The following is a 24,795-nucleotide window of genomic DNA, read 5'->3' as shown; positions in this document are numbered from 1 at the left end:
GTTGTTAAGCAATTAGCGGGTTTTTTTACTGATATTTTGCACAAATCCGGTAGCCTACTCGAAATTCAAATTCCGGGGTAACAGCTCAAGTCCATCAAAATGGACTTGAAGCTTTGAGACTTTGGAATTTTAGCCCAGATGAATTCCGAGAGGCCGATTCGTTTGTGTAGCTCCAAGTTGTAATGTGTGAGCTACAGCAAGTTTCGCAAGAAGTTTAGTTTTTAAGGGTAGCTAAATTCAACTTCCCTGGCTGTTACTGTTGTGCCTACTGCTTCTGGCGCACCGACTACTAAATTCATCTCGTCGCAGTAAACAGTTAGTAAAGGCTGACCTAAGTTTAACTGGGAAAAAGGGCTTTCTGCTGGGATTTCTAGCTTGCCACTCATTGCCTTTAGTTGAGATTCAAGCTGACTTTTGAAGAAAAGCAAATCGTAATTTTGGCTACTAAACGCAGTTCCGATTAATGGCTGTCGCCACCATGTAGAGATGGGCAATAGGGCGTCTGTGTAGCTGAGACTGCATAGTAACCGATCGCCTTGACGGACGGTGACACCAGCGCGATCGCCTTTTTCCCAGGTAAACTCAGCAAGTTCCTTCGGTAAACCCCAGATTCTTCTCCCACCAGCAACAGAATCGGCATTATCTACATAGATGTGGGACACCCAACCGCCGAACTTGTCTTCATATTTGACCATCGCTGGGATAACAATTAACTCGCTATACTCCAACACGGAACCCGATCCGTAGTAGGAAAGATAAACCCCGCCTAGGGTTTTTCCTGGAAAAACTGAGACGATTTCTAACTCTGGAGGGATGAAGGGACGCGATCGCTCAACATCTATCAAGTGCAGGGTTTGTAGCGCGTAACCCTGGAGTGTCCAAGGTGCTTGTGGATATGACATTTTCAACTCCTACAATCATATTCATTTTTATTAAGACTTTTTCCTAAACAAATAAACATCATCACGTTGATAGGTTAATTGAAATCCTGGGGTATTTTTTAGTTGATTTGCCAGCTTGGCAGCGAACTCTTGGCTACCAGTCCCGCCAGCACCGCCTGGATAACGTACATTGAGCAATATATACTCAAAAGGAGATAGATCGGCAGGGAGCGGACTCAGATCGTCCACTAATTTGATCGTCTGGCGGTGAGTTAAATGAGGTGCAATCCGATTGGTGGTTAACACACCGCCTTTCGTTTGAACTTGAGCGATCGCTTCTCGCGCTGCTTGCCAAGTATCAACAGAATTTTGATATTTCGACCAAAAATAACCATACTTTGTTAATGCTAAGAAAGCTACTAGCGACCACACAATGATTGCCCGTTTGTTTCGCAGCCAAATTCGATTGGCAACAAGACTGGAAATGACAACTAGCATCAGAAAAGGCAGAATTGGCAAAGAATATTGGTGGAGTAAATCCCGTTGGTGTGGTTTGTCGGAAAGAATGTTTAACACCAAAGCAGGAATTGCACTGACTAGAGGTGTCATGTGGCGGGGAGCAAGTCCCCAAATTACCGGCAAAACCAACAGTGCCAGATATTCGAGTGTCTTGAATGAAAAAATTCTTCCCAATATCAACCCAGGCTTAAACAGGAGATTTCTAGCAATATCTAGAACCGAGTTACCGAGATAGCTGTAACGTGAAACGGCTGCTACTTCGCTACCGCTGAAAGATGGAATAATTAGCTGAGTTGCAATTAGGAACCAAGCGATACCAGCACAAAGGGCAAATGCACCATGTAAACGCCGCTTCTCAAACAGCAGCAACCAAATCCCCATTGCTGTGACAGTAAGGGATAAAACAGCTTTACACCCCAAAATAAAAATAATACTGACACAAAACCAGCCAATTCGATTTTGTCTAGCACACCATACCGCTGCTAAAAATGCGGGAACCGCCATCACTTCTGGATGGAATTCAAATAAATTTGCATTAAAAATCAGCGGGTAAAGCAAGTAGACTGCTGATATTGTGATTGCTTGCGATTCTTTCAACCCCGCTTGACGCGCTAGGTGCCACATTGGTAAAACACCTAAAGACAAAGCGATGGCTTGTACTACTAACAACCAATGAACATTGGGATAAATTTTGTACAGGAAAGACAATAGATAAACCGCCCAAGCAGCATGGTTTCCCATGTGATGAAAGCCTAGAATCGAAGAAATTGGCGGCTGTCCTTGACTCATTAAATAAACCACTTGGTCATAAATTCCCAAGTCATAAGCCCCCGATTGAAACATGGAGTGTCGTAGACTACTACACGCGAATAATATTACGGCACTTGCGCCAATCATCAATGACAGGACACTCGGCTTAATTCGTTTTTCTTTCATAAGATGTTTTTCCCGCAGAGAACGCAGAGAATTAGCGATTGCTGGTTACTTTACGTCCTAATCTAAACCCAACCTAAAAGTGAAAAGCTGAATTTTTTGACATTTTAAATAGAAAGAATATCCTTAGTTAGACGCTAAATCTTTTGACACTTTAAATAAAAAGAATATCCTTCATCAGGAGATTCACTCAGTCCAACTGCATCAATCAGTTCTAGGCGACTAAATCTTCCCGTTCTTAAACTAAAAGGCATCGGGGAGACAGCCTTTTTATCTACGACTTTAAATCCAAATTTTTCTATGTCGTTAATTAATTCTTCTGGACAGTATTCGATTTTATGTTCTGGATGAACAAAACCCATTCTAACTTGTAAACGAGTAAGTTTTCGATTGGGAGTATCTAGACAAAAATAGCCTCCCGGTTTTAGGACCCGATGAACCTCCATATATACTTTTTCCGCTTCGTTTTCCGTAATGTGTTCAATACTCTGTCCTGACCAAACGAGATCAATTATTTCATTTTCAAAATTAGATAAATCCGTCATGGATTGATAATAATAAGTTACTTTAGTGCCTTGAGGCGTTGTTACTTCATTTGTAGGTAGGATAGCGGAACCGAACATTCTTTGTTCAGGAGGCAAATCAATAATGTGGACTCGATCGGGAATAGAAGGATATCCCATCGCTAGTAAGCTTCCTTCTATGAGATGACCAGCAGCACCCCCAAGATCCAATATGACCTTAGCAGGAGGAAGGTGTTCTCGGACAAGGGTTAAACGCGCTAAATGGTGGGAAAGAATTCCATTCGTTTTGAATAACTTTCTTTCAGTTTCAGCAGGAATCATCAAAAATGAAAAGACTAATGATGTCCGTGTTATTTCACCGGAATCTAGCTTTTTTAAATAAAATTGAACTTCTTCATCTAAAGGAGGTGAATTAATCAAATATTTATAAAGGTTAATTATATAGTTTTCATTATTTACTTTGATTTTGGTTAGCTGATAGAAGGAATTAACCGTTAAAAAAGTTGAAATTAAAAGTAAGTCGAAGGGATAAAATATTACATACCTAAAAACTTTAAACGCTAGAAGCTTTTTGTTTCGTAATGAGTTTTCCATATTTTGAATCAAATATTAATCGAAAATAATTTAGAATGAAAATTAGAGATATATAGCAACTTTATTTGAGTTGTACGCCAATATTCGCCTTAATAGAGACGCGATTAATCGCATCTCTACAGAAGATCGCAAATTTTCAGGATTGCTATATAAAGCCATCGGATTAGTTTATTGTGAATTTAGCATACTGGTCGCGGTTATTGTAAAACTTGGTTTAGTGAAAGTTGATTTGATTTTGATAGTGCAAAAATCACAGCATTTTAGGGAAATTTAATAGCTGGACGATCGCATTTGTAAGGGCGAAGATTTCACCCCTCCTTTTGCCTTTTGGTTTTTTCTTATCCTGCCCAAAGGTGTTGGGCAAATCGAATGGATAGAGGGACAAGTAAGACGGTAAAAAAGCCGATTGTGGCATATCCCCAACGCGGGTGGCGGGAAAGTAATAAACCAAGCGCGATCGCAAGTGACACAATGCCGTAAGCAATCCGCCCAATCGACCAAGTTCCTCCGGAGGACAAAATTAACCCCAAGCCGCAAAAGCCATAAAATACGGTCACTAAACTGAGTTGATTCCGGAAGTGCCATAACAAGTAGCCACCCCCTACTAACGAAACCGTATTAATCAACGGATCGCCTGCTTGTAACCACAAAATTAACCATAAAACACAAAAGCCGTATCCAACTTTAACCGAACCTAATTTTTGACGGAATCGCCACAGCAAATAGGCACAGCCGACAAGGATTAAAAACAGTAGCGGATGCCAAGGATCTTTAATCCCGCCATACTTCCAATTCGCTGTACCAATCGAAATTTGCATCAGCATTTTCCACCAACCCTGCCAATCGAAACCAACTGAAGGTCGCCATCCTCGCTGTGCTTGAATAAACGCGAAAGGGTCTGCAAATCGAATCCAGCAATACAAACTAAATAGAAGCAACCCTCCCGCAGTCGCTAGACTGGCAACGTAGGCGATGAGAGGTCTGCGTTCTTTCCACGCTGCAATCAGAAAGGCGGGGATGAGGGTAATTCCGGTGGGACGGGTGGCAGTTGCTAATGCACCACACAGGGATAACCAGGCATATTGGCGTTTATCAAAGGCTCGTAAAGCCGCAGTGCTGAAGAATAAAAATAGCCCTTCCGTGTAAATTACCGTTCCAAAGAGGGAAAACGGACACCAAGCTAATACGGCACTTGCCCACCGTGCAGCACTTCTACCATGACGTTCTTCGACCCAAAAGTATACAAGGGCGATCGCTCCTAATAATGCCAAATTATTTACGAGCGTGCCTGCGACTTCAAACGGCAAGCCGAGGGTCATCACTCCCCGGATGAGTAAAGGGAAAACGGGGAAAAAAGCAACATTATGTCCTTGTCCGTCATTCGCGTATTCGTAACCAGAGACAGCGATCGCTCGATAATGAATGCTATCCCAGCCCTCAAAAACTCCCCAGCCAGATGTAGGCATAACCCCTGAGGGACTTGGAAGTGCAGGCGCGATCGCTATCATTGCGATCGCAATGATGAGTCGGCTGCTTAGCCAGATTGCCGTTGCAAAGACGAACCCATTCGCCCATATCTCCTTTTTTTCAACAGCAGTGGTTTCCACAGTTGCAGCGTATTTTTGCATAGATGCCCCACTCAGTTGATCTTCCCAATCTTATTGATTGACACTCATCCAGCCCACGATTGAGGGCTTATGGTCAGTAATAATACCCCGATCTTTATCAATCCGCTCAGATGAGATGTTAAGGATGAACCCCAAGCAATTTATAGTGGAATTGCCCCTGAATCCTTAAATGATTGTGAAAGCGATTACTCTCCTTGGCTCCACTGGCTCTATCGGGACTCAGACGCTAGATATTGTGGCTCAAAACCCGGAAAAGTTCAAAATCGTGGGGTTGGCAGCAGGGCGCAACGTGCCAATGCTTGCCGCACAGATTCGGCAGTTCCGACCGGAAATAGCCGCTATCTGTCAAGAAGACAAATTGTCTGAACTGAAAGAAGCGATCGCAGACCTCGACCCCCAGCCAATTCTGTTAAGTGGGGAAACTGGGGTCGTTGAAGTCGCCCGCTACGGCAATGCAGAAACGGTCGTCACCGGAATTGTCGGCTGTGCGGGGTTATTACCGACCATTGCCGCGATTGAAGCCGGGAAAGATATTGCTTTGGCGAATAAGGAAACTTTGATTGCGGGTGCCCCCGTGGTGCTGCCGCTGGTAGAGAAACATGGCGTGAAGCTATTGCCAGCGGACTCGGAGCATTCTGCAATTTTTCAGTGTCTCCAAGGCGTCCCCAAAGGCGGCTTGCGACGGATTTTGCTCACGGCTTCTGGTGGTTCTTTCCGCGATTTACCTGTCGAGAAATTAGCCTCAGTCACGGTTGCAGACGCCCTGAAGCATCCCAATTGGTCGATGGGTCGCAAAATCACCATTGACTCCGCTACGTTGATGAATAAGGGTCTGGAAGTGATTGAGGCGCACTTCCTCTTTGGCATGGATTACGATGGCATCGAGATTGTCATCCATCCCCAAAGCATTATTCACTCGCTGATTGAGTTGCAAGATACGTCAGTCTTAGCTCAGTTGGGTTGGCCTGATATGCGTTTACCGCTACTCTATGCGTTATCCTGGCCTGAGCGAATTTATACCGACTGGGAACAGCTAGATTTGGTGAAAGCTGGGAATCTCACTTTCAAGGAACCCGACCACGAGAAGTATCCCTGTATGCAATTGGCTTATGCGGCGGGTCGTGCCGGGGGTTCGATGCCTGCTGTTTTGAATGCGGCGAACGAACAGGCAGTGGCGCTATTTTTAGAAGAAAAAATTCAATTTTTGGATATTCCTCGTTGCATCGAATCAGTTTGCGATCGCTTTACTTCCCAAAACCGCTCAACTCCTACTCTCGATGACATTATTGCCGCCGATAAATGGGCAAGGCAGGAAGCACTTGAGGTGAGTCAGCAGTTGCACAAAGGTAGTAGCGCCGCAGTCGTGCGTTAGAGAATTTTCTAGTCTTCCTTTAATAACTCACCAACTCATTTTCTACCCCGAACAAAGAATTTTGTAGTATCTTCCCAGATTCCTCGCTCGGTTGTTAGTTTATCAATTTCTGCTCTGTACTCAACTTGGAACTGCTCTAATTGTTCCGGTGATAGTTTTGCCAGCAGCGGATTGCCTTTAAAACTTAAATTAATCCCCTTCCAGGATAATTCGTCATCCCTTAGATGGCGATACCGTCCAGACGGCTCAATTTTGATTTCGATATCTCTAAAACCTGCTTGTTGTAGCAAATTACGACACTTTTCTGGAGTACCGAGTGTTTCGAGAATGTGTGGCAGCGATATCCCCAATACTCTAGCGCAGATATTCCGATAAACATCTCCCTGATAAGCTGTTTCGGGAGGACACGTAAATGCTACAAATCCTCCCGTTTTCAGGAAGCAATACCACTTTTGCAAACTAGCAGGAATATCAGGAAAAAGTACAATTGCCTCGCAGCAAAAAATAGCATCAAAACTACCATCATTAAAGTTGATTGATTCTGCATCTGCCTCAATCAACTCGATGTTTTGTAAGCAAGCTGCTTCAACTTTAACTCTAGCTTGATGGAGCATTCCCGGAGACATATCTATGCCAATGACATTGCCTTCGGAACCCACTTTCTGAGCAGCGGAAATCGCCACTAAACCCGTCCCTGTGGCAACATCAAGGATTGTTTGTCCCTTCTGAATTGGGACAGATTCAAGTAGGAGCTTAGCTTCAAGTGGATGGCGTGTCCCTTCCTCGAAATCGTAGGCAGTTCTACTATTGTAAAATTCAATTACCTGTTGCTTGTAATTATTCATAATTCAATAAAGTTATAAACTTATGCGATTACAGCATCCTTATTTCAGTTGTAAAAACGTGAACCGCTTTAGGACGCAGAGAAAGAGAGGCGAGGATTTTGCCGTTATTAAAGGCGAAAGTATTTCTATATATAGCTATCATTTTTAATTGATAAAATCTTCTTTTTTTATTTCGTGTATTAAGCGTCTTCGTGGTTCCTAAGAATGTAAAAAAATAATAAAATTGGAAGCTTACCCAGCGTGAAAGTATTTATTTTTCATTCTAATTTTGCAGTACCTAAAAAATAAATTTGGAAACTGAGCTGACATTTATCTTTTATGAAAGACATTGCTCCAATTGGGTAGAGTACTGTTTCTAATAAATGAATTGACATTAAGCCTTACAACAAGTGTGGCAGCAAGCTTAGTAAGCAAAACTAGGTTTTACCCTTTGTTCACAAATCACGCCATGAAATATTTGCCGCATAATTTATACCATAGCCTATCCACTTTTTATCATATTATGATAAAAAATTAAACTTGCTAATATTAAGGTTAACTAAGAGGATACCTACTTTGTCATAATTGAATTATGGGGAAAGCCGGTGAAGCACTGAGACAGGTATTAGAGTCTTACAACATCAGCCAAAGCTTACTGGCTAAAGGATTGGGCATAGAACGTCCGATTGTCTTCCGTTAGTTTCACGAACACACAGATCCTACTGCTCAGACCGTTACTGAGATTGTCCAAGCCTTACACCAGATCAATCCGTCTACTGCAACAGACTTTATGCAAGCCTATTTAGGGATTTTACAGAAACTATGCATATAGCTTCAATTCAAGAGCTACCCCAATCAGCTCGGGTCAATGTTTCAGCGTTATCTCGAATTTTTGACAAAGCTACTAACTCTTACAAATATCTTTTTTTTCTGTCTCTGTTAGACATCCTTGAAAAAAAACAGTTTGATATTTCATCATCTATTACTTTCCAAGAAATAATTATAGAGATGCTGGCTAATGCTTGGTATCCTCACAATTACTTTAAACTTTCTTTTGGAAGGCAAGACAAAATTGCTAATCACTTAGATTCTCTTAACCTAGAGACTAATAAAAATCCAAATAAACATCAGTTAAGAGAATCCATTCGATCTCGAAAACTTGATAAGAGTATTATTTCTATAAGTAGATATGTCCCATTCCGTCTTATTCGTCCTTTTTTTGCTCAGCAGACTGAGGGCTTACTCGATGCTAAAGCAAATCAAACCCTAATTGAGCTTGCCAACCCTGAAGTTGAAGTAACAAAACCTATCTATCGGTTTAACGGAGAAAGTCAAAGAGATAGTACAGCTATTGTTTTACATCAAGACTGGGTACAATATATTTCTGAAAACTATCCAATTGTTAGGGGATGGGTATCTTGGAAATGGCTTGAATATATGCAGGAAAGAAATCCCAATACCCCTAATGTGGCTAAGAAAATATTTATGCTACCAAAAAAAGGCGATTTATCGAAACATAGAAAACATTGGAAAAAGATTTTAGCCAACACGGAAGAAGACCAAGATATTAAATGTATATACTCTAAAATCCAATTGGACAAACAAAAAATAGTCTTAGATCATTATTTGCCTTGGTCATTTGTGGCTCACGATCAATTATGGAATTTAATACCAACATTTGCAAAGGTAAATTCTACTAAGTCAAACAATCTTCCATCTAATGAGTATTTTGATGATTTTTTGGAACTTCAATATATAGGTTTAAAGATATCAAAAGAACTTTTGTCTGGATCTAAATTGGATAAATATATTGAGGGTTACATCAATGGGCTAAAATTAAACAGCATTGAAGATTTAGGGGATATACAGAAGTTAAGAAATGCTTATGAAGCTACTATTAAACCATTACTATCTTTAGCAACGATTCAAGGCTTTAGACCGGATTGGTTATATAAGCCAGTAGGAAAGGACATCACCTAGAATCAATTATTTTTGATGACAGTCATCAGAAAGGAATAAGGTCTTGAAACCTTAATGTTCATGGTATTATTCTCTTAGGAGAAGCCTGTAATTTGCGTCAAATGGAAATAGAATAAGAGCCAATCTTGCTTGCTTCTAGAAATAAAAGATCCTGTAGATGCTTGCATATGCACCTACAGGATAAAGTGTAAAACTTTTTTATTTGTTATACGACTTTTTTATTGTTTTACACCAATTGTAGAGGAATAATTCGGTTAAACAATTTGAACGCTTGTAACCATTGTATTTGCGTTCAACTTACGAGACCTCATAAAAATAAAGTTGAACAATTTCTGAAATGTTCCTCATATTGACAAATAAAGCCGTTGAACAATTCTTAAAAGGCATACTCTGTAAAGTTTATAGACAATTTATTTCTTGGTTTTACAGGTGATCGCCATTTTTGCATACAACGTACTCTTTAAGTTCCCTTGGGAGGGATGCGATTGCCCTAGGTGTTAACCTCCAGCAATGTCCAAGTAGCTGGGAATGCGAACCACATCTAAATTGTCTATCTGCTCGGAGAGCAAATAGGGTACGAGATGACTATCCTCAATCGCTTGCTTTAATAAATAAGTATAAGCAGGATATCCTTGGTGAGCCTGCCGCTGCTCCTGTTATATGCGGCGCTTAACCGCATGAATTTGTAAACTTTAGAAGCTCGTAATTCACTTCATCTCTCTTTCTTTCTTGTATGCTTTGTCAAGTTCACTTTCCAGAAATGTGTTGACTCTTTGAGAGCAATCATCTCGCAAAGCAGCAACTCTGACTATCTTCCAGCGCATAATTTCTTCACCACATTCATCAAGCTGCTTGATTGCCCACTCGATTCGGCGCATCTGAAATGCTTCTACAGTTTCAACTACTGATTCCAAATAAGCCTTGGTTAAAGGCATTTTGTCAAGGTGTTGTTCCAGTAGTCCGAGTAAGCCAACAGTTTTTCCTATCCTACTAATAGAAATTCTCTCTGGTTTATCGGTGTTAAGTAGCGATCGCACTCCCTCTTGAACCTGAGTGAGAACTTGCCGATCTCGCTTATGCCAATCAACTCTCACAACAGAAGGAACAGCAACTTGTAATGCGGGTGAGTTTTGATTTAGCCATTCCCTATCATTCCTGTACAGCCAGATATAGGTTGCTGGCACTAATTTTCTCAGCGTTGTTTTTGAAGCTTCAGGATTTTGTGCTTGTAAAGCTATCCAATCTTGCTTGTGTTTGAATTTGAGTTCAGTTGTAGAATTGGGATGTATTTCTGGTGCTTCCTGTAAGCCTACAAAGTCATTTTCCTTTCTAGTCTGCCAATACGTTGTCAGTTTTAGCAGAGATACATAGCGTTTGATGGTTCCGGGATCAACATTTAATCTTCTGGCTGTTTCTCGCAAACCTAACTTTTCAACTTCCACAAATTCTTTCAGCTTGTGTTCCCATAGTTGACCGAATGTCTTGACTTTACCGATGCGAAGTTTGTCACGATCCGTTTCATCAAGTTCTGTCCTGCAATAAACCATGCCACAAGAACACGAAAAAGTACCTACAGGCTTTTTTGTATCGCAGCATAAAGTAATTACTAAATTGGTAACTACTGGTTGACGGTAATGCTCTGCCGCAGCATTGAGGCACAACCAGGGGGGTTCACCAAAAGGCTTATATTCAGTGTCTTGTTTAAAAAAATCCTCTACTGATTTTTTTAAAAAACGTATCATCAGTAGATGTCTGATAGGATGAAAAGATTTTCTATGCTTTCTTACAATACTACTGATCCAGTTGTTTGTATTTTTGTCAGTTACCAGTGAATAAACTGTACTGAGCATTTCATGGCCATAGAAGAACAAAAAACTATCTATTAGTTTTTTTTGCTGGATTCGACCAGTTGCAGTTGCTAGTCTCTGCTCAATCATCAGATTAGTGTACTGTTTACGAAACCATTGCGGCTCTTGAGAAGCTACTTCACTATTTAATAACCACCAAGAATCTTTGGCTAATACCAGTAACTTTTTCAGGGTTTCAGGGCTAAAAATACTTTGTTCTTTAGTGAGAGAACAGTTGTCGGTACTAGCTGCATAATATTCATGTTTATTAAAGCCTTGTAAGGAAAATAGACTATCTTGCAAAACTTCACTATGAAACGGACAAACTAAAACTCCTGGTATTTGATGGATGCGATGCCAGTAAAGTTCACCATAATTTTTCAAGTCTTCGTCCCGGCAGGAGGGGCAAAATCGAAAATATTTTGGCATAGTAATTGAGCTTGCCATAATTCCGGCTCTTGTATGAATATCTCCCCCAGAATCTCCTTTCATAGATTTCAGAATCTGGTTAGACCTATTTGCAGGCAAGAAAGGACTATATAAAGGGTAGAGCGTATGTTTATATATCAAATCTTCAACTTGGTAGTTTGAGATAAATTGTAGGTTTTGAATTAAATTATTCAGGTTCGATGGTAAATCTACTGTTGCCGCAGTAGTTTGTGAATCGAATAACTCTTGGAGTGTAATTTTTGGACTCGTATTGCCACTTCTAATGTGATAACGAGCAATGACACTATATAAAATTTCATCTGGATAAGGTTTAGGGAAGAAACTAACCATATAGTCTGGGAAATGCCCAAATCATCTAGCAGATTTTGATTAATCTGAATTGGACAACAAGCAATTAGCTGTTGCTGAAATAGTAATGAAACAAGCTATTAGGGGAATTGTTCGAGTGTTATCCCCCTCCACAATGCCTTGATGATTTACCGTAAATGCATAGTTTTTTTTAAAAGATAATTTAGCTCACTTTCCTTAATCAGATACAACACGAATAGCTTCTTGGATTGATTCGAGGGCGCTACGGATTTCAGCTTTGAGTGCTTTGGCTTGCGTCTGAATTGCGTCAGTGTTAGTCCGTAAATTAGTTAAGTAAGTATTGATTTTGGTAATGCAGTCTAAAGCCGTTTCAATTCGCTGTATCTGCGCCTCTATAACACCACAATCCAGTTGAGACGAATAATTCTGTTGATTCGCTAATTGTTGACGAATAATCAAAAACTGAATTGCGACTGTTAGCATTTCGTGGCTAGTTGCTACCCATTGGAATAGGGGTGACAGCGCGATCGCTCTTGTAGTTCACTGGTTTTACCATTATTAAAGTCTCCTTGCATTAGGGAGCCATCAGCCAGCGTCAGCCGTGAAAAGTTGGGCGCTGGCTTTTGACTTTTAAGCGGAAGCGTTGATGGCAGTTAGGATAACACAGTTTTTGGGTGTTTCTGTGTGTATCTGTGTATCGAACGGAAGAACCCGCAGAAACGCCTATGATTGAGGACATGGCTAAAGTCACCGTGACTCTCTACATGGATGAAGAGGACAAGGAAGCGCTGCAACGCTTGGCGGATGCAGAAGAGCGATCTTTGTCTCAAATGGCTGTGTTAATTTTGAAGCGAGCAATTAAGCAAGCTCAGGGGCAGGAGAAAATTTTGCCGAGTCAGGGTCAGCAAGATGAATGAGGCATCGCGTCCCTTAATTTTTCCAAGGCGCGATCGCGTGTAGCATGAGGAGTGCGATCGCATCCAGCAGTTATAGCAGCAGATTGAGGCATGGCAAGCGTTGCTGGAAAAGTTGGGAGGGAATGAATCAGCGATCGCATCCTTACTTCATGCCAAAGGCGATCGCATCCAACAATTACAGCAGCAGATTGAGGCATGGCAAGCGTTGCTGGAAAAGTTGGGAGGGAATAAATGAGCGATCGCACCCCCATGTCATCCATTCTGGCGATCGCATCTTCACCTCATTAAAATAGGATCGCAACCCATACAACCATTGCTGAAGAGCGATCGCAGTTCCTAAAATCTGCATAACTGTTGAGCGATCGCGTTTGTGAAAAGCAGGTTTTGATTAGTCTCGCTTCACCCGTTGTCACCACCGCTCAAGCTGTCGTTAGGAATGCTGAAGCTGGGGTTATCGCACTTCTCCCCTAACTCCTACTCTTGACTCTCCTCTCGACTCCAGACATACTTTTGGCAAGTTTCGCAGGCTTGCTTCTCCACCTCAGTCTGAGCATTTTTAAACACGGGATGGTAACGTAATCGGTTACAACAGACTTCGAGCCACGCCCGCCAACTACCTCGCCACAACCGCACGGTGCTGTCCCAACTCCCACTGACAATCAGCTTGCCATCTAGGCTAATCGCGACTGAACTGACAAAATCTTCATGCCCTCGAAAGGGTTGACCAAGCGGGTTGCCAGAGATGTCCCACAACCGCACGGTGTTGTCATCACTCCCACTGACAATCAGCTTGCCATCTGGGCTAATCGCGACTGAACTGACAGAATATTCATGTCCTCGCAAGGGTTGACCAATCGGGTTGCCAGAGATGTCCCACAACCGCACGGTGTTGTCATAACTCCCACTGACAATCAGCTTGCCATCTGGGCTAATCGCGACTGAACTGACAGAATCTTCATGCCCTCGCAAGGGTTGACCAAGCGAGTTGCCAGAGATGTCCCACAACCGCACGGTGCTGTCCCAACTCCCAGTGACAATCAGCTTGCCATCTAGGCTAATCGCGACTGAACTGACAGAACCCTCATGCCCTCGCAAGGGTTGACCAAGCGGGTTGCCAGAGATGTCCCACAAGCGCACGGTGTTGTCTCTACTCCCACTGACAATCAGCTTGCCATCTGGGCTAATCGCGACTGAAAAGACATTACTCTCATGCCCTCGCAAGGGTTGACTAATCGGGTTGCCAGAGATGTCCCACAAGCGCACGGTGTTGTCTCTACTCCCACTGACAATCAGCTTGCCATCTGGGCTAATCGCGACTGAAAAGACATTACTCTCATGCCCTCGCAAGGGTTGACTAATCGGGTTGCCAGAGATGTCCCACAAGCGCACGGTGTTGTCTCTACTCCCACTGACAATCAGCTTGCCATCTGGGCTAATCGCGACTGAAAAGACATTACTCTCATGCCCTCGCAAGGGTTGACCAATCGGGTTGCCAGAGATGTCCCACAAGCGCACGGTGTTGTCATAACTCCCACTGACAATCAGCTTGCCATCTGGGCTAATCGCGACTGAACTGACAAAATCTTCATGCCCTTGAAAGGGTTGACCAAGCGGGTTGCCAGAGATGTCCCACAATCGCATGGTGTTGTCTCTACTCCCAGTGACAATCAGCTTGCCATCTGGGCTAATCGCGACTGAATTGACAGAACCCTCATGCCCTCGCAAGGGTTGACCAATCGGGTTGCCAGAGATGTCCCACAATCGCACGGTCTTGTCGTGACTCCCACTGACAATCAGCTTGCCATCTAGGCTAATCGCGACTGAACTGACAAAATCTTCATGCCCTCGCAAGGGTTGACCAAGCGGGTTGCCAGAGATGTCCCACAAGCGCACGGTGTTGTCTCTACTCCCAGTGACAATCAGCTTGCCATCTGGGCTAATCGCGACTGAACTGACAGAATATTCATGCCCTCGCAAGGGTTGACCAAGCGGGTTGCCAGAGATGTCCCACAACCGCACAGTGTTGTCATAACTCCCACTGACAATCAGCTTGCCATCTGGGCTAATCGCGACTGAACTGACAGAATATTCATGCCCTCGCAAGGGTTGACCAAGCGGGTTGCCAGAGATGTCCCACAACCGCACAATGTTGTCTTTACTCCCACTGACAATCAGCTTGCCATCTGGGCTAATCGCGACTGAACTGACAGAACCCTCATGCCCTCGCAAGGGTTGACCAATCGGGTTGCCAGAGATGTCCCACAAGCGCACGGTGTTGTCTCTACTCCCACTGACAATCAGCTTGCCATCTGGGCTAATCGCGACTGAATTGACAGAACCCTCATGCCCTCGCAAGGGTTGACCAATCGGGTTGCCAGAGATGTCCCACAATCGCACGGTCTTGTCATAACTCCCACTGACAATCAGCTTGCCATCCCGGCTAATCGCGACTGAACTGACAGAACCCTCATGCCCTGGCAAGGTAATTGTTGGCACTCTCGCCCTTGTCATCGCTTGATTGAGACTGTCCTGAACGGGAGCGAGAATCTTCCCTTCACCCAACTGCTCAAAATTCAACCCTATTGTTTGAATTGCCAGCACCAACCCATCTAACGGTTGGACAGGCAGTAAATTCTGCACTCTGGCAGCTTGCTCTCGCAACTTAGATTCAGTCGGTGCTTGCAGTGCTTGCTGTAATTGGGCGCTGCGCTCTTGTTCGTGGGCATCACTGCGCTGGTAAAAGTCCTTAAGGGTCTGTTGTAGATAAGGTTGTAAGTTTTGCCATTCCTGCCGGACTTGAGCGAGCAATCCCCCCATCATTAAATTTTCATCCTTTGGCTGCCTCTCCCATTCCCGCAGCGCATCGTCCATCCGATCAATCAACCGTCGTAGTTGACGGTCTTCCTTACGCCACTCGGCAAACTGCGTCCACCCTTCCATCAAGGCTTCATGGGCTAAATCAATCATCTTGGTATTTTCAACCGAGTCAGCAATGTCTGTTTTTTCCTCCGCTTCCCCAGTCACCAACAACCGCCCTTGCACCAACTCATCAATCACCTCATTCAGCGCCTCCCGATCCTCTAGGTTATCTCCAGCAATAGCTAACAATGTGCCTTTGGGTTGTCGCTGGCGGGTATCCTTTTCCTCTCGACCTGTTCGCACCAGCTTTAAAAATATCTGCTTAATCCATTCCTGCTCTTGCTCTGTTCGTTCCTCTGTCGGGGAATCTTCTGAAAAATCTTTATAGGTGTAAACCTTTTCGGCATGGCGATTCAACGACCCGATCGCGCCCTCCATTGCCTCATATTGCTCTAGAGTCAACTGATGGTTTTGGCGATCGCGCTTCTCCCATAACTCCGTCAACGCAAACTGCAACAACGGCAAACTCCCCGCACCTTTCACATCATTGAGCATCTCACCCAGCAAACCATCCGCTAGGCGATAACCCTGAAGTTCTGCTGGTTTTGCGATCGCCTTTTCCAAGTCTCCACCCATCAACGGCGGCATATAAATCGCTTGATTTTGGATTAACTGCGTCAGCGATTCATACTGCAAACAAGGTTCCAGAAAATCAGCCCGCATTGTCGTAACCACTGCCAATCGGGAATCGGGGATCTCAGCCACCTGAGTAATTAGCTCAATAAATCGCCGCCTGTCCTCTTCTACAGGACAAACCGTAAACACTTCTTCAAACTGGTCTATAACTAACAAGAACCGCTCTGAATCGGGGAGACGTTCAATTAGCTTAAGTAAGCCTTCCGGGTCATTTTTGATGAAGCCATAAAGCTGTTTCTCTTTTGCTCCTTGAAAAAACTCCTTAAAAGCTCCTCTCAATTCCGTCAATGGCTCAATCCCTGGTTTAATCGGTTTTAACACCCGCCAGCCACTTTCCCTTTCCTTGAGCAAGGGAATCAATCCAGCACGGACGACTGAAGACTTCCCACTCCCCGAAGCCCCAATGATAGGAACAAACGGCTTTTGATTGAGCTTATGTCGAATCTTATCGATAACCTGCTGCCGACCAAAAAAGAATTGCTTTCGCTCCTCTTCAAACGCCTTTAACCCCTGATAGGGACATTCCTCTGAAACAGCATTTTCTGAGGATTTCTCAGGCTGTGCCCGTCCTCGAATCAGATGAATTGCACCACCAAGGTTGTTATAAACAGCACGCTGAGGGATTTTCCTCTGTCCGCGCTCTACCTCCATCACCTGATGAATAGAATTAACCAGTGATAAGTTAGTCACCCACTGCCCCGCCGGACATCGGTCAGGGTCTAGCCCTTGTAATAAAGCACCTGTCAGGACTCCATGATTGCCCTGAAGCTGCTCATAGGCTGGCTCAAACTCCCGTGATGCCGCGATGAAACAGCGATCGCGTGCCTTCCCTGCATCCTTCGGATCGGCTTGATTAAAATTGAGCAATGCTCCGCTATGACAGCAATCGAGCCAGATTAACTGCTGGCGAACCTCACTGCCTTCCAATAGTTCGCGTAGCTGCTTAAGAGACAATCCCCATTTGCCCTCGGCAGGATTGGCATCACTAGTTACTAAATAGCCTTCTGGAACTAAACCCTCTTCTGTAAGAATCCCATGTCCTGCAAAATAAAAGAGTGCGGTATCTGGGATATTCTTACCCTTGGGGATAAATAATTGCTTCAGGGCATCTATCAGTTCTTTCTGAGTCACCCCGCCTTGCTGTCCAACCTGAATTGCCTCATCCTTTACCGCTTCAGGCAACTGCCGCACTGAGAAGTCGCCCTCCTCTGCTAGAATTCGGGCAATCTTTGCCGCATCTTCTGAGGGGATTTTCAAAGAATTAAATCCTGTTATTTTCTTATAGAGGTTAATTCCAACAACCAGGGCTTCCCGGCTCATGAGTAATTATTTAAAGTAACGACGCGATCGACTAATCGGCTTGTAAAGACCTCATACGATACAATATGCACCAACTTCCTGGTTAATAGCCAATTCAAGAACGCCTGTCAAGGGGTCTGGTTCTGACTCACCTTGTTATTTACAAAATATAGAAAAGAATTAAACTTTACTGACTATGGCTCAACTCAAACCTATCCAGCTCGATGACGAAACCATCATATACATAGAAGTTACTGAAGAGGTGGATGTCTTGGAAGCCAGCGACGGCGAAGCAGCCGACTCCCAGGAAACCAAACCTGTTAAAAGGGGACCAGTAAATCCTGCTGAAATTCAAAAGCAAGTTCTTGAAAGTTTTGCACCGATTAGCAAAACGATTCAAGCTTACACGGTCTATACGTTGAGTGCGTTTAAGAAAGTCGCGATCGCAAACGTAGATAAAGTTACCTTAGAGTTTGGTATCGAACTCGGTGGCGAAGCAGGCGTTCCTTATGTTACCAAAGGCACAGCAAAAAGTAACCTAAAAATTACAGTAGAGTGTTCATTTCCTGATAGAGACGAACAGAAACCTGAAACGAAATAACTGCTTGGCTTTCCCTCAACCCACAAGGGGGAAAGCGGATAGTGTCTATTGCAGTAAGAGCAAAGTGAAATGAGTGGGTTGCACTGCGATCGCATCCGTTCATCCTCCGAGGTGCGATCGCATCCAGAAATTACAGCAGCAGATTGAGACGTGCCAAGCGTTGCTGGAAAAGTTGGGTGGGGATTGATGGTAAATGAGCGCTAATTTGGTAAAAGTGTTGATTTTGAAGCGAATGTGTGAGCGGAGGAAGGCGTTATCACCATCAGTTGCGCTAATGAGCAGAATGCTCAGATTGACGAGCAAGATATCTGGTTTTAGTTATTGGCTCTATAAAGCTTGTTAGTGATGTTTTACAAGCTTTATAGAGCTAGTGGAATTTAGATGTTTGTTTAATTTATTTGCTTTACTAAACAAGTATCCTTGAAAAGTATGGTGATTGGCGATAAAACAGAATATAAGTTTCCAACATTTCAATCGATATACTTTCCTTGGAATCAAATAAAAAGCCTAACTCATCTTGAATTGCCTTTGCTTGAGAGTTTGGCAAACGCGAATCAATGTACAATCGCTCCTTAATTGTTAAATCCGGCACATTGATTCGTCGCGGCTTTTTCCAGCTTATATTACTAAGTTCCCATTTATCTATATTTGTTTGATTGAAAAATTCTTGATTTTTAGTTTTCTCAAGTAGGATGCCTGTCACTGTAAGCATTTGTTGACCATCTGCATATGAAAAAGCAGTTAGAGACTGAAAGTAAATATCAGATTGTCCCGCCATTGCTAAATTAGCAGCATATTTTAAAACCAGACAAAGCGCTTCTGGAAACTTCTTCTCGGTCATCATATCTACTGTCACGTCAGCAGAAGGAAAAATATCTCCTAGCATCTTGTTCAACTTTTCAATTCTGGCATCTTGAAGCGTAAAAGAATCCATTCCTTTGCCAGATGGTACATAAGATGATGGATGAGAATTGACAGTAATTTTAATAATATCGAGTGGATTTAGCTTGCTGATAGTAGCCTGAAATTCCTCAATCTGCTTTCTAAGGTCAGATGGTTTAACGTAATCTAACCAAATTATAGTTGGGTCTGTTGTTTGAAATTCGTTGGTAAAATCGTCGCTAGATTGGTGAAGACAATCAATACAATTATGAGGCTGGTTAAATTTTTGTCTATTATAGACTTCTGCATCCTCTTCAATAGAAATCATATTGCATATTCCAAATCGAGAATGAATATATTTAAAGTCCTCCAATGAATGACCACCAAAACCCACATATTTATACTGAGAAATATCGCAGTCTCTATATTTATCTACTTTTGATAGTAACTCTAGAAATGCATATCTATCAATTGCTTTGTTAGGTCTTAAGTGATAAGGAATTGATGCTCCACTCATTGCTTAGCCTCTCTCAAAACTTTTTCAAAGCATTCATTACCAACTTCTGAAGGTTCACGCTCAGAGTCTTCAAATAAATATTCAGCAACTATTTTAATCTCTTGATTGGGTCTGGAAAATTTTATATTTTTTTTACGAGATTGACCATTTTGGGTCTCTGGCACAGGTAGAGAAGGAATATACTTTCTTTCATTGTTTTTATGTCTAACTTTTATCCAATTTTGAGCTGGAATCTCTTGAAAAAGTTTATTTGGATCAACAAGCTGGGCTTTCTCTACTCTCGTCTTTTCCTCAACAATGTTTGTTTTCCATTTGTTAGTGTATGACGTAAATATTTTCAGCCCTTCTCTCATGAAATCTTTCACATACAAGTAGATATCAGAAGATGCATCTATACCCCTTTTTGTTGTCGTGATGGGTAATTTTCTTGCATCTTTACTGCGAAAGTATACAACTCCTGAAATTGCAATAAATTGAGGATGATAGCTAGGAACTCTCTCTTCTCCCCAGCCAGTCAAACGGGTTTTATCGCAGTACAGCACTACACGATCATTGCAGACAATAGTCCAACCTGCGGCTTCGCTACTCCTCCTATTACCTGCCATCTCATCATCCACCTCCTCCTCACTAGCAGTAGGTCTATAAAAACCAATTGCCAGTTTAATATCAACTCCATTTTTCTCTGATTCATAAAGGTATGGAGCAATAATACTTGGCTTGTCCATTTGCTCAACACCATCCCAGAGAAGATTCAAAGGCTTTGGAGCAATTTTTCTTTCATTAATCCAGACGGTAAAACCTTTGTAAAGGATATAGCTGTAATGATGAGAAATTTTATTTACAAGAGAGTTAACTAGGATGGATTGCTGTGACGAAAATGCATTGATAATACCAGAATATAAGTCAGCTATTTTAATCAATGTTCCATTTTCCTTCAAAGCAGGCTCAATAATTTCAAATGGTAAATTCCAATTCTTATCATCGGTTAGCCACTCAGGATGAATAGTAACTTTAAAAGAATCAGTTTCTGTTTGTGATATTACTTCGCTTGATCGACCCATTTTGAAGATGGATCTTTTCATTCCAATACCATAAGTCCCAATTGTATAAACATCATTATCGACGTTATTATTAGGCCTTCCCATTCTAAAAGCATAGCTTTGAGCTACATCTATTGGTATCCCACCGCAATTATCCTCAATTGTGAAATTTTCATTCGAGAAAGTCAATTTTGCCCAAAAAGCTTCATAAGGCTTCTCGTCGGAAGTATAATTATCTTTATCTTTGATAATTCGTTGTATTCCATCAATACAATTATCTAAAAGATCAAGAATTGCATCTTCAAGTTCAATATCGCGAGTAAGCATTTCTACAAAAAAGCTTTTTGTAGGTGATGCGTTTAGTTCACTCGGTAGCTTTTGTTCGCTCATAACTTGCTCCATTTTTAGCTAACAACTACCTGTAATTGCTCTCATCTCTCCCTATAAAGTGAGCGCTATTGCTAACTGTCCTCAATTAAGGTGATAACACTGATCTGCCTTTATGAGCCACTTTTTGCTGAATCGTCAAACAGACTCATCTACCGCTCAAAGCTTCTGAGGTTCTCTCGCAAGCGTTGATGAATGCGATCGCGCCACCTCTCCATAAAAAGCGATCGCTCCCACTTCTCATCCCTAAAGGTTATAACTCACTCCACTCCCCGCTAGCCACTGTTTGCGATCGCACCAATCACTCAAAATCCGCTCCACCCTATCCCAAAACCCCTGATTATGGTGCGGTTCAATTCAGATGCACCAACTCGTCAACCACCACATACTCATCATCGTTCACGGTAGCATAGCCACACGGAGCGTGATAAATATAAATCTCCTTGTGTCGGCAGGAACCCCGACAGTCGCCTAACTCGCGTACCTGAACCGACCGAGGAGAAGCTCCAACACGATTGACAAGAGCAGAATCTGTGTATATAAAATCGGGCGAAGGCGATCGCGCTTTTGGAAAAGTTTGGGTTCCAGCGATATCGGGGTGCGATCGCCTTCAGTTACGCTTACTGTCCGGATGACCCTGGCATTGAGGTCACTAGGTAGAATCAGCGACTTGATAGTTGTAGTCTCTAGCTTTGGCTATCCACGCTTGCCTCAGTAAGCTGTGATATTTGTAGATTTGGATGTTGTGAAATATTACTAGCTCTTTGCTGGCTGCTTGTGGTTCGAGCTAGAATCATTGACTGCGTTCTAGGGCTGTCTAGCAGAGAGAACCTAGCACGCGCTATTGTAGGCGGCACAAGATGGCATTAAAAAAAAGCGAACTCTACAGTTCAATATGGAAAAGCTGTGATGAGTTGCGGGGTGGCATGGATGCCTCGCAATACAAAGACTACGTACTGGCATTATTGTTCATTAAATATGTTTCTGACCGCTATGCAGGGGTAGAGGATGCCCTGATTGAAGTCCCGGATGGGGGAAGCTTTCAAAATATTGTGGCGCTGAAAGGCGATAAAGAAATTGGGGACAAAATCAATAAAATTATTGCCAAACTTGCCGAAGCCAATGACCTGAAGGGCATTATTGATGTTGCAGATTTTAATGATGCTGACAAGTTGGGCAAAGGTAAGGAGATGCAGGATCGGCTCTCTAACCTGGTAGCCATCTTTAATGACCCGAACCTAAATTTTAGTAAGAACCGGGCAGATGGGGACGATCTGTTAGGGGATGCCTACGAGTACCTGATGCGGAACTTTGCTACCCAGTCGGGGAAAAGCAAAGGGCAGTTTTATACTCCAGCGGAAGTGTCTCGGATTATTTCTAAGGTAATTGGGGTCAATACTGCCCAAAGTCAGGATCAGACAATTTATGACCCGACTTGTGGCAGCGGTTCGTTGTTACTGAAGGCGGCGGATGAAGCAGAACGGGGGTTAACCATCTATGGGCAGGAGATGGACAACGCGACTCGCGCCCTGGCTAAGATGAACATGATTCTGCACGGGCATCCCACGGCAGACGTTTTGCAAGGGAACACGTTGGCAAACCCACTGTTTAGAGAAGCAGATGGGAGCCTGAAACAATTTGACTTTGCTGTTGCCAATCCGCCTTTTTCTTCAAAAGCTTGGAGTAATGGATTTAACCCGGTTGAAGACGAATTTAAGCGCTTTGAGGATGGTATCCCTCCGGCGAAAAATGGCGACTATGGCTTTTTGTTGCATCTGCTAAAGTCGCTCAAAAGTAAGGGTAAGGGGGCGATTATTCTGCCTCACGGGGTTTTGTTTAGGGGCAATGCCGAAGCAGAGATCCGCAAGAACCTGATTCGCAAGGGTGTGATTAAGGGCATTATTGGCTTGCCGCCTAACCTGTTTTTTGGAACTGGGATTCCTGCTTGCATCATCGTGCTGGACAAGGAAAATGCCAAGGAAGACCGGGGCATTTTTATGATTGATGCCAGCAAGGGCTTTGTCAAAGATGGCAATAAGAACCGATTGCGGGATCAGGATATTCACAAAATTGTTGATGTGTTTAATCGGCAGCTAGAGATTCCGAAGTATTCCCGCTTCGTGCCATTTGAAGAACTTGCAGATCCCAAAAACGATTACAACCTGAATATTCCTCGCTACATCGATAGCCAGGAGGAGGAAGATATTCAGGATATTGAGGCGCATCTGTTGGGAGGAATTCCCAAGCGAGACGTTGAGGCGTTGAGTGAGTATTGGCAGGTGTATCCAACCCTAAAACAGAAGCTATTTGAAATAGCAGATCGACCTGGATATTTAAAGCTAAAAATCTCCATAGAGGAGGTGAAAGCCTGCATTTTTGACTATCCCGAATTTATTAGCTATGGGCAAGAAATTCAGGCGGTTTTTGAAGGGTGGCAAGCAAAACATACACCTTTGCTGAAAGCCATCCAACCGGGAAATCATCCTAAAGATATTATTTACAGTCTTTCAGAAGATTTGTTGCAAGCTTTTACCGGAAAAAGTCTGATTGATAAATACGATGTTTATCAGCACCTTATGACTTATTGGGTGGAGAGCATGAAGGATGATGTTTATATTCTGGTAGAGGATGGCTGGAAGGCTGAACTGAAAGCGGTGACTAATAAAAAAGGTGCAGTTACAGATTATATCTGCGAACTGATTCCCAAAGAGTTGATGATTAACCGTTATTTCAAAACTGAACAGACGGAGATTGAAAAACTGGAAGCGAAAAGGGATGAAATTGTTCGCCAGGAAGAGGAACTGGAAGAAGAACACGGTGGCGAGGAGGGTTTGCTGGAAGAAGCCACCAATGATAGTGGCAAAATTACGAAAGCAAATGTCAACGATCGCATTAAGACAATCAAGAATGATGCAACCTTTGCCGATGAGTTAAAGGTGTTAAAGGATTATTTGAAACTGATTGAGCAAGAGGCAGAAGTTACTAAAGAAGTCAAAGCATTGACTCAATTTTTAAATAAATATGTGTTAACAAAATACGGGGATTTAACGCAGGACGAGATTAAAGTCCTGGTAGTAGATGATAAGTGGATGGTGACGCTGCAACAAGCGATAAATTCAGAGATGGAGCGGATCTCGCAACGGTTGACGCAACGGATTAAGGAGTTGGCAGAACGATATGAGACACCTTTGCCAGAGTTGACAAGTCGGGTGGATGAGTTGACAAGTCGGGTGGAGGCTCATTTGAAGAAAATGGGGATGGCGTGGTGAGGGAAGGATATAAGCAGACAGAAGTTGGCGTTATACCTGAAGATTGGACAGTTGTATCAATTGGTGAAGTAGCAAATATTTCCGTTGGAAAAGATGTAAATGAAGCTCACTTCTCAACTGAGCAGGACGCTAAATATAAGTACCCAGTTTACTCAAATACAGTTGATAATAAGGGACTTTACGGTTACTACGATTATGCAGAGTTTAACGGCAATAGCCTTACTGTAGTAGGTAGAGGCGTTGGATTGGGAACTGCGTTCAGTCGAATTGGCTCTTATGGCGCTATTGGTCGGCTAGTTGTCGTATTTCCCAAAATGCAGTGTGACAATAGATTTCTAACCAATTACATTAATCGGCATTGCATAATAGAGGGATGAATTAGGGTTGGTTTTGATGCAATGCCCAGACTGTCAATCTACTCATATCCGTAAAAACGGCAAGAGAAGGGGTAAGCAAAATTACATTTG

Annotated in this window: 18 protein-coding genes and 1 pseudogene; 7 read left to right on the top strand and 12 right to left on the bottom strand. The window is 42.9% G+C overall.

Annotated features, from left to right (window positions below; all coding sequences use genetic code 11):
* Positions 1–221: 221 nt before the first annotated feature.
* From NC994_RS24900 to NC994_RS24885, 4 genes are all read right to left on the bottom strand, one after another.
* Entirely contained in the window at positions 222–902 is a 681-nt protein-coding gene (locus NC994_RS24900; RefSeq protein ID WP_190440412.1) for an acetoacetate decarboxylase family protein, read from the bottom strand.
* Positions 903–932: 30 nt separating this feature from the next.
* Positions 933–2,336: a DUF2079 domain-containing protein gene (locus NC994_RS24895; RefSeq protein ID WP_190440410.1), complete on the bottom strand. Its 1,404-nt coding sequence runs from the start codon at positions 2,334–2,336 to the stop codon at positions 933–935.
* Between the two features lie 134 nt (positions 2,337–2,470).
* Entirely contained in the window at positions 2,471–3,451 is a 981-nt protein-coding gene (locus NC994_RS24890; protein ID WP_190440408.1) for a methyltransferase domain-containing protein, read from the bottom strand.
* A gap of 338 nt (positions 3,452–3,789) precedes the next feature.
* Complete coding sequence (locus NC994_RS24885) at positions 3,790–5,079, bottom strand: mannosyltransferase family protein (RefSeq protein ID WP_199299798.1); 1,290 nt, start codon at positions 5,077–5,079, stop codon at positions 3,790–3,792.
* 175 nt (positions 5,080–5,254) lie between these two features.
* Here NC994_RS24885 and dxr point away from each other — a divergent pair, with 175 nt between their 5' ends.
* The gene (gene dxr, locus NC994_RS24880; RefSeq protein WP_190440443.1) at positions 5,255–6,451 is read left to right on the top strand and encodes a 1-deoxy-D-xylulose-5-phosphate reductoisomerase; all 1,197 of its coding nucleotides are present in this window, start codon (positions 5,255–5,257) and stop codon (positions 6,449–6,451) included.
* A 35-nt stretch (positions 6,452–6,486) separates the two neighbouring features.
* Here the strand turns inward: dxr and NC994_RS24875 are convergent, their stop codons facing one another.
* A complete protein-coding gene (locus tag NC994_RS24875; RefSeq protein WP_190440406.1) occupies positions 6,487–7,296 on the bottom strand; it encodes a methyltransferase domain-containing protein in 810 nt (269 codons plus the stop codon).
* An 801-nt stretch (positions 7,297–8,097) separates the two neighbouring features.
* Here NC994_RS24875 and NC994_RS24870 point away from each other — a divergent pair.
* Positions 8,098–9,255 carry an HNH endonuclease domain-containing protein gene (locus NC994_RS24870; protein WP_199299796.1) on the top strand — a complete coding sequence of 386 codons (1,158 nt, stop codon included), beginning with the start codon at positions 8,098–8,100 and terminating at the stop codon, positions 9,253–9,255.
* Between the two features lie 707 nt (positions 9,256–9,962).
* On the opposite strand, the gene NC994_RS24865 is transcribed toward NC994_RS24870, so the two are convergent.
* Together NC994_RS24865 and NC994_RS24860 are read right to left on the bottom strand one after the other, a co-directional pair.
* Positions 9,963–11,882, bottom strand: a complete 1,920-nt coding sequence (locus tag NC994_RS24865; RefSeq protein WP_190440404.1) for a TnsD family Tn7-like transposition protein — start codon at positions 11,880–11,882, stop codon at positions 9,963–9,965.
* Positions 11,883–12,077: 195 nt separating this feature from the next.
* Positions 12,078–12,344: a hypothetical protein gene (locus NC994_RS24860; protein ID WP_190440402.1), complete on the bottom strand. Its 267-nt coding sequence runs from the start codon at positions 12,342–12,344 to the stop codon at positions 12,078–12,080.
* Positions 12,345–12,553: 209 nt separating this feature from the next.
* Here NC994_RS24860 and NC994_RS24855 point away from each other — a divergent pair, with 209 nt between their 5' ends.
* On the top strand, positions 12,554–12,778 hold the full coding sequence (locus tag NC994_RS24855) for a ribbon-helix-helix protein, CopG family (protein WP_347276957.1): 225 nt from the start codon (positions 12,554–12,556) through the stop codon (positions 12,776–12,778).
* Here NC994_RS24855 and NC994_RS24850 read toward each other — a convergent pair.
* The 3 genes from NC994_RS24850 to NC994_RS24840 all read right to left on the bottom strand — a co-directional run bounded on the left by NC994_RS24850 (position 12,763) and on the right by NC994_RS24840 (position 17,653).
* On the bottom strand, positions 12,763–12,975 hold the full coding sequence (locus NC994_RS24850) for a hypothetical protein (protein ID WP_190440400.1): 213 nt from the start codon (positions 12,973–12,975) through the stop codon (positions 12,763–12,765). The two genes, NC994_RS24855 and NC994_RS24850, sit on opposite strands and share 16 nt — an antisense overlap.
* On the bottom strand, positions 12,954–13,127 hold the full coding sequence (locus NC994_RS24845; protein ID WP_190440397.1) for a hypothetical protein: 174 nt from the start codon (positions 13,125–13,127) through the stop codon (positions 12,954–12,956). The genes NC994_RS24850 and NC994_RS24845 overlap by 22 nt, the downstream gene beginning before the upstream one ends.
* A 125-nt stretch (positions 13,128–13,252) precedes the next feature.
* Positions 13,253–17,653, bottom strand: a complete 4,401-nt coding sequence (locus tag NC994_RS24840; protein ID WP_190440395.1) for a caspase family protein — start codon at positions 17,651–17,653, stop codon at positions 13,253–13,255.
* A gap of 175 nt (positions 17,654–17,828) precedes the next feature.
* On the opposite strand from NC994_RS24840, the gene NC994_RS24835 reads away from it, so the two are divergent.
* The gene (locus NC994_RS24835; RefSeq protein ID WP_190440393.1) at positions 17,829–18,233 is read left to right on the top strand and encodes a CU044_2847 family protein; all 405 of its coding nucleotides are present in this window, start codon (positions 17,829–17,831) and stop codon (positions 18,231–18,233) included.
* Between the two features lie 406 nt (positions 18,234–18,639).
* On the opposite strand, the gene NC994_RS24830 is transcribed toward NC994_RS24835, so the two are convergent.
* Positions 18,640–19,632 carry an O-methyltransferase gene (locus NC994_RS24830; protein ID WP_190440390.1) on the bottom strand — a complete coding sequence of 331 codons (993 nt, stop codon included), beginning with the start codon at positions 19,630–19,632 and terminating at the stop codon, positions 18,640–18,642.
* Positions 19,629–21,062, bottom strand: coding sequence for an ATP-binding protein (locus tag NC994_RS24825; protein ID WP_190440387.1), 1,434 nt, complete (start codon positions 21,060–21,062; stop codon positions 19,629–19,631). Before NC994_RS24825 ends, NC994_RS24830 begins: the two co-directional genes overlap by 4 nt.
* Before the next feature lie 857 nt (positions 21,063–21,919).
* Here NC994_RS24825 and NC994_RS24820 point away from each other — a divergent pair.
* The 3 genes and pseudogenes from NC994_RS24820 to NC994_RS24810 all read left to right on the top strand — a co-directional run.
* A complete protein-coding gene (locus NC994_RS24820; protein ID WP_190440385.1) occupies positions 21,920–24,328 on the top strand; it encodes a type I restriction-modification system subunit M in 2,409 nt (802 codons plus the stop codon).
* The gene (locus NC994_RS24815) at positions 24,322–24,705 is read left to right on the top strand and encodes a restriction endonuclease subunit S (RefSeq protein WP_190440382.1); all 384 of its coding nucleotides are present in this window, start codon (positions 24,322–24,324) and stop codon (positions 24,703–24,705) included. Before NC994_RS24820 ends, NC994_RS24815 begins: the two co-directional genes overlap by 7 nt.
* A 16-nt stretch (positions 24,706–24,721) precedes the next feature.
* A pseudogene (locus NC994_RS24810) lies at positions 24,722–24,795 on the top strand (IS1 family transposase); the annotation flags it as partial.

Source organism: Trichocoleus sp. AS-A1, from assembly GCF_039962015.1.
Lineage (GTDB): Bacteria > Cyanobacteriota > Cyanobacteriia > Cyanobacteriales > FACHB-T130 > FACHB-T130.
The sequence above is the reverse complement of the archived record's forward strand: the minus strand, read 5'-3'. Positions and strand labels throughout refer to the sequence as shown.

Excerpts from the sequence above, each read along its gene's own strand:
- NC994_RS24900 (WP_190440412.1), bottom strand. The coding sequence starts at position 902 with ATGTCATATCCACAAGCACCTTGGACACTCCAGGGTTACGCGCTACAA.
- NC994_RS24895 (WP_190440410.1), bottom strand. The coding sequence starts at position 2,336 with ATGAAAGAAAAACGAATTAAGCCGAGTGTCCTGTCATTGATGATTGGC.
- NC994_RS24890 (WP_190440408.1), bottom strand. The coding sequence starts at position 3,451 with ATGGAAAACTCATTACGAAACAAAAAGCTTCTAGCGTTTAAAGTTTTT.
- NC994_RS24885 (WP_199299798.1), bottom strand. The coding sequence starts at position 5,079 with ATGCAAAAATACGCTGCAACTGTGGAAACCACTGCTGTTGAAAAAAAG.
- NC994_RS24875 (WP_190440406.1), bottom strand. The coding sequence starts at position 7,296 with ATGAATAATTACAAGCAACAGGTAATTGAATTTTACAATAGTAGAACT.
- NC994_RS24870 (WP_199299796.1), top strand. The coding sequence starts at position 8,098 with ATGCATATAGCTTCAATTCAAGAGCTACCCCAATCAGCTCGGGTCAAT.
- NC994_RS24865 (WP_190440404.1), bottom strand. The coding sequence starts at position 11,882 with ATGGTTAGTTTCTTCCCTAAACCTTATCCAGATGAAATTTTATATAGT.
- NC994_RS24860 (WP_190440402.1), bottom strand. The coding sequence starts at position 12,344 with ATGCTAACAGTCGCAATTCAGTTTTTGATTATTCGTCAACAATTAGCG.
- NC994_RS24850 (WP_190440400.1), bottom strand. The coding sequence starts at position 12,975 with ATGCCTCAATCTGCTGCTGTAATTGTTGGATGCGATCGCCTTTGGCAT.
- NC994_RS24845 (WP_190440397.1), bottom strand. The coding sequence starts at position 13,127 with ATGCAGATTTTAGGAACTGCGATCGCTCTTCAGCAATGGTTGTATGGG.
- NC994_RS24840 (WP_190440395.1), bottom strand. The coding sequence starts at position 17,653 with ATGAGCCGGGAAGCCCTGGTTGTTGGAATTAACCTCTATAAGAAAATA.
- NC994_RS24835 (WP_190440393.1), top strand. The coding sequence starts at position 17,829 with ATGGCTCAACTCAAACCTATCCAGCTCGATGACGAAACCATCATATAC.
- NC994_RS24830 (WP_190440390.1), bottom strand. The coding sequence starts at position 19,632 with ATGAGTGGAGCATCAATTCCTTATCACTTAAGACCTAACAAAGCAATT.
- NC994_RS24825 (WP_190440387.1), bottom strand. The coding sequence starts at position 21,062 with ATGAGCGAACAAAAGCTACCGAGTGAACTAAACGCATCACCTACAAAA.
- NC994_RS24820 (WP_190440385.1), top strand. The coding sequence starts at position 21,920 with ATGGCATTAAAAAAAAGCGAACTCTACAGTTCAATATGGAAAAGCTGT.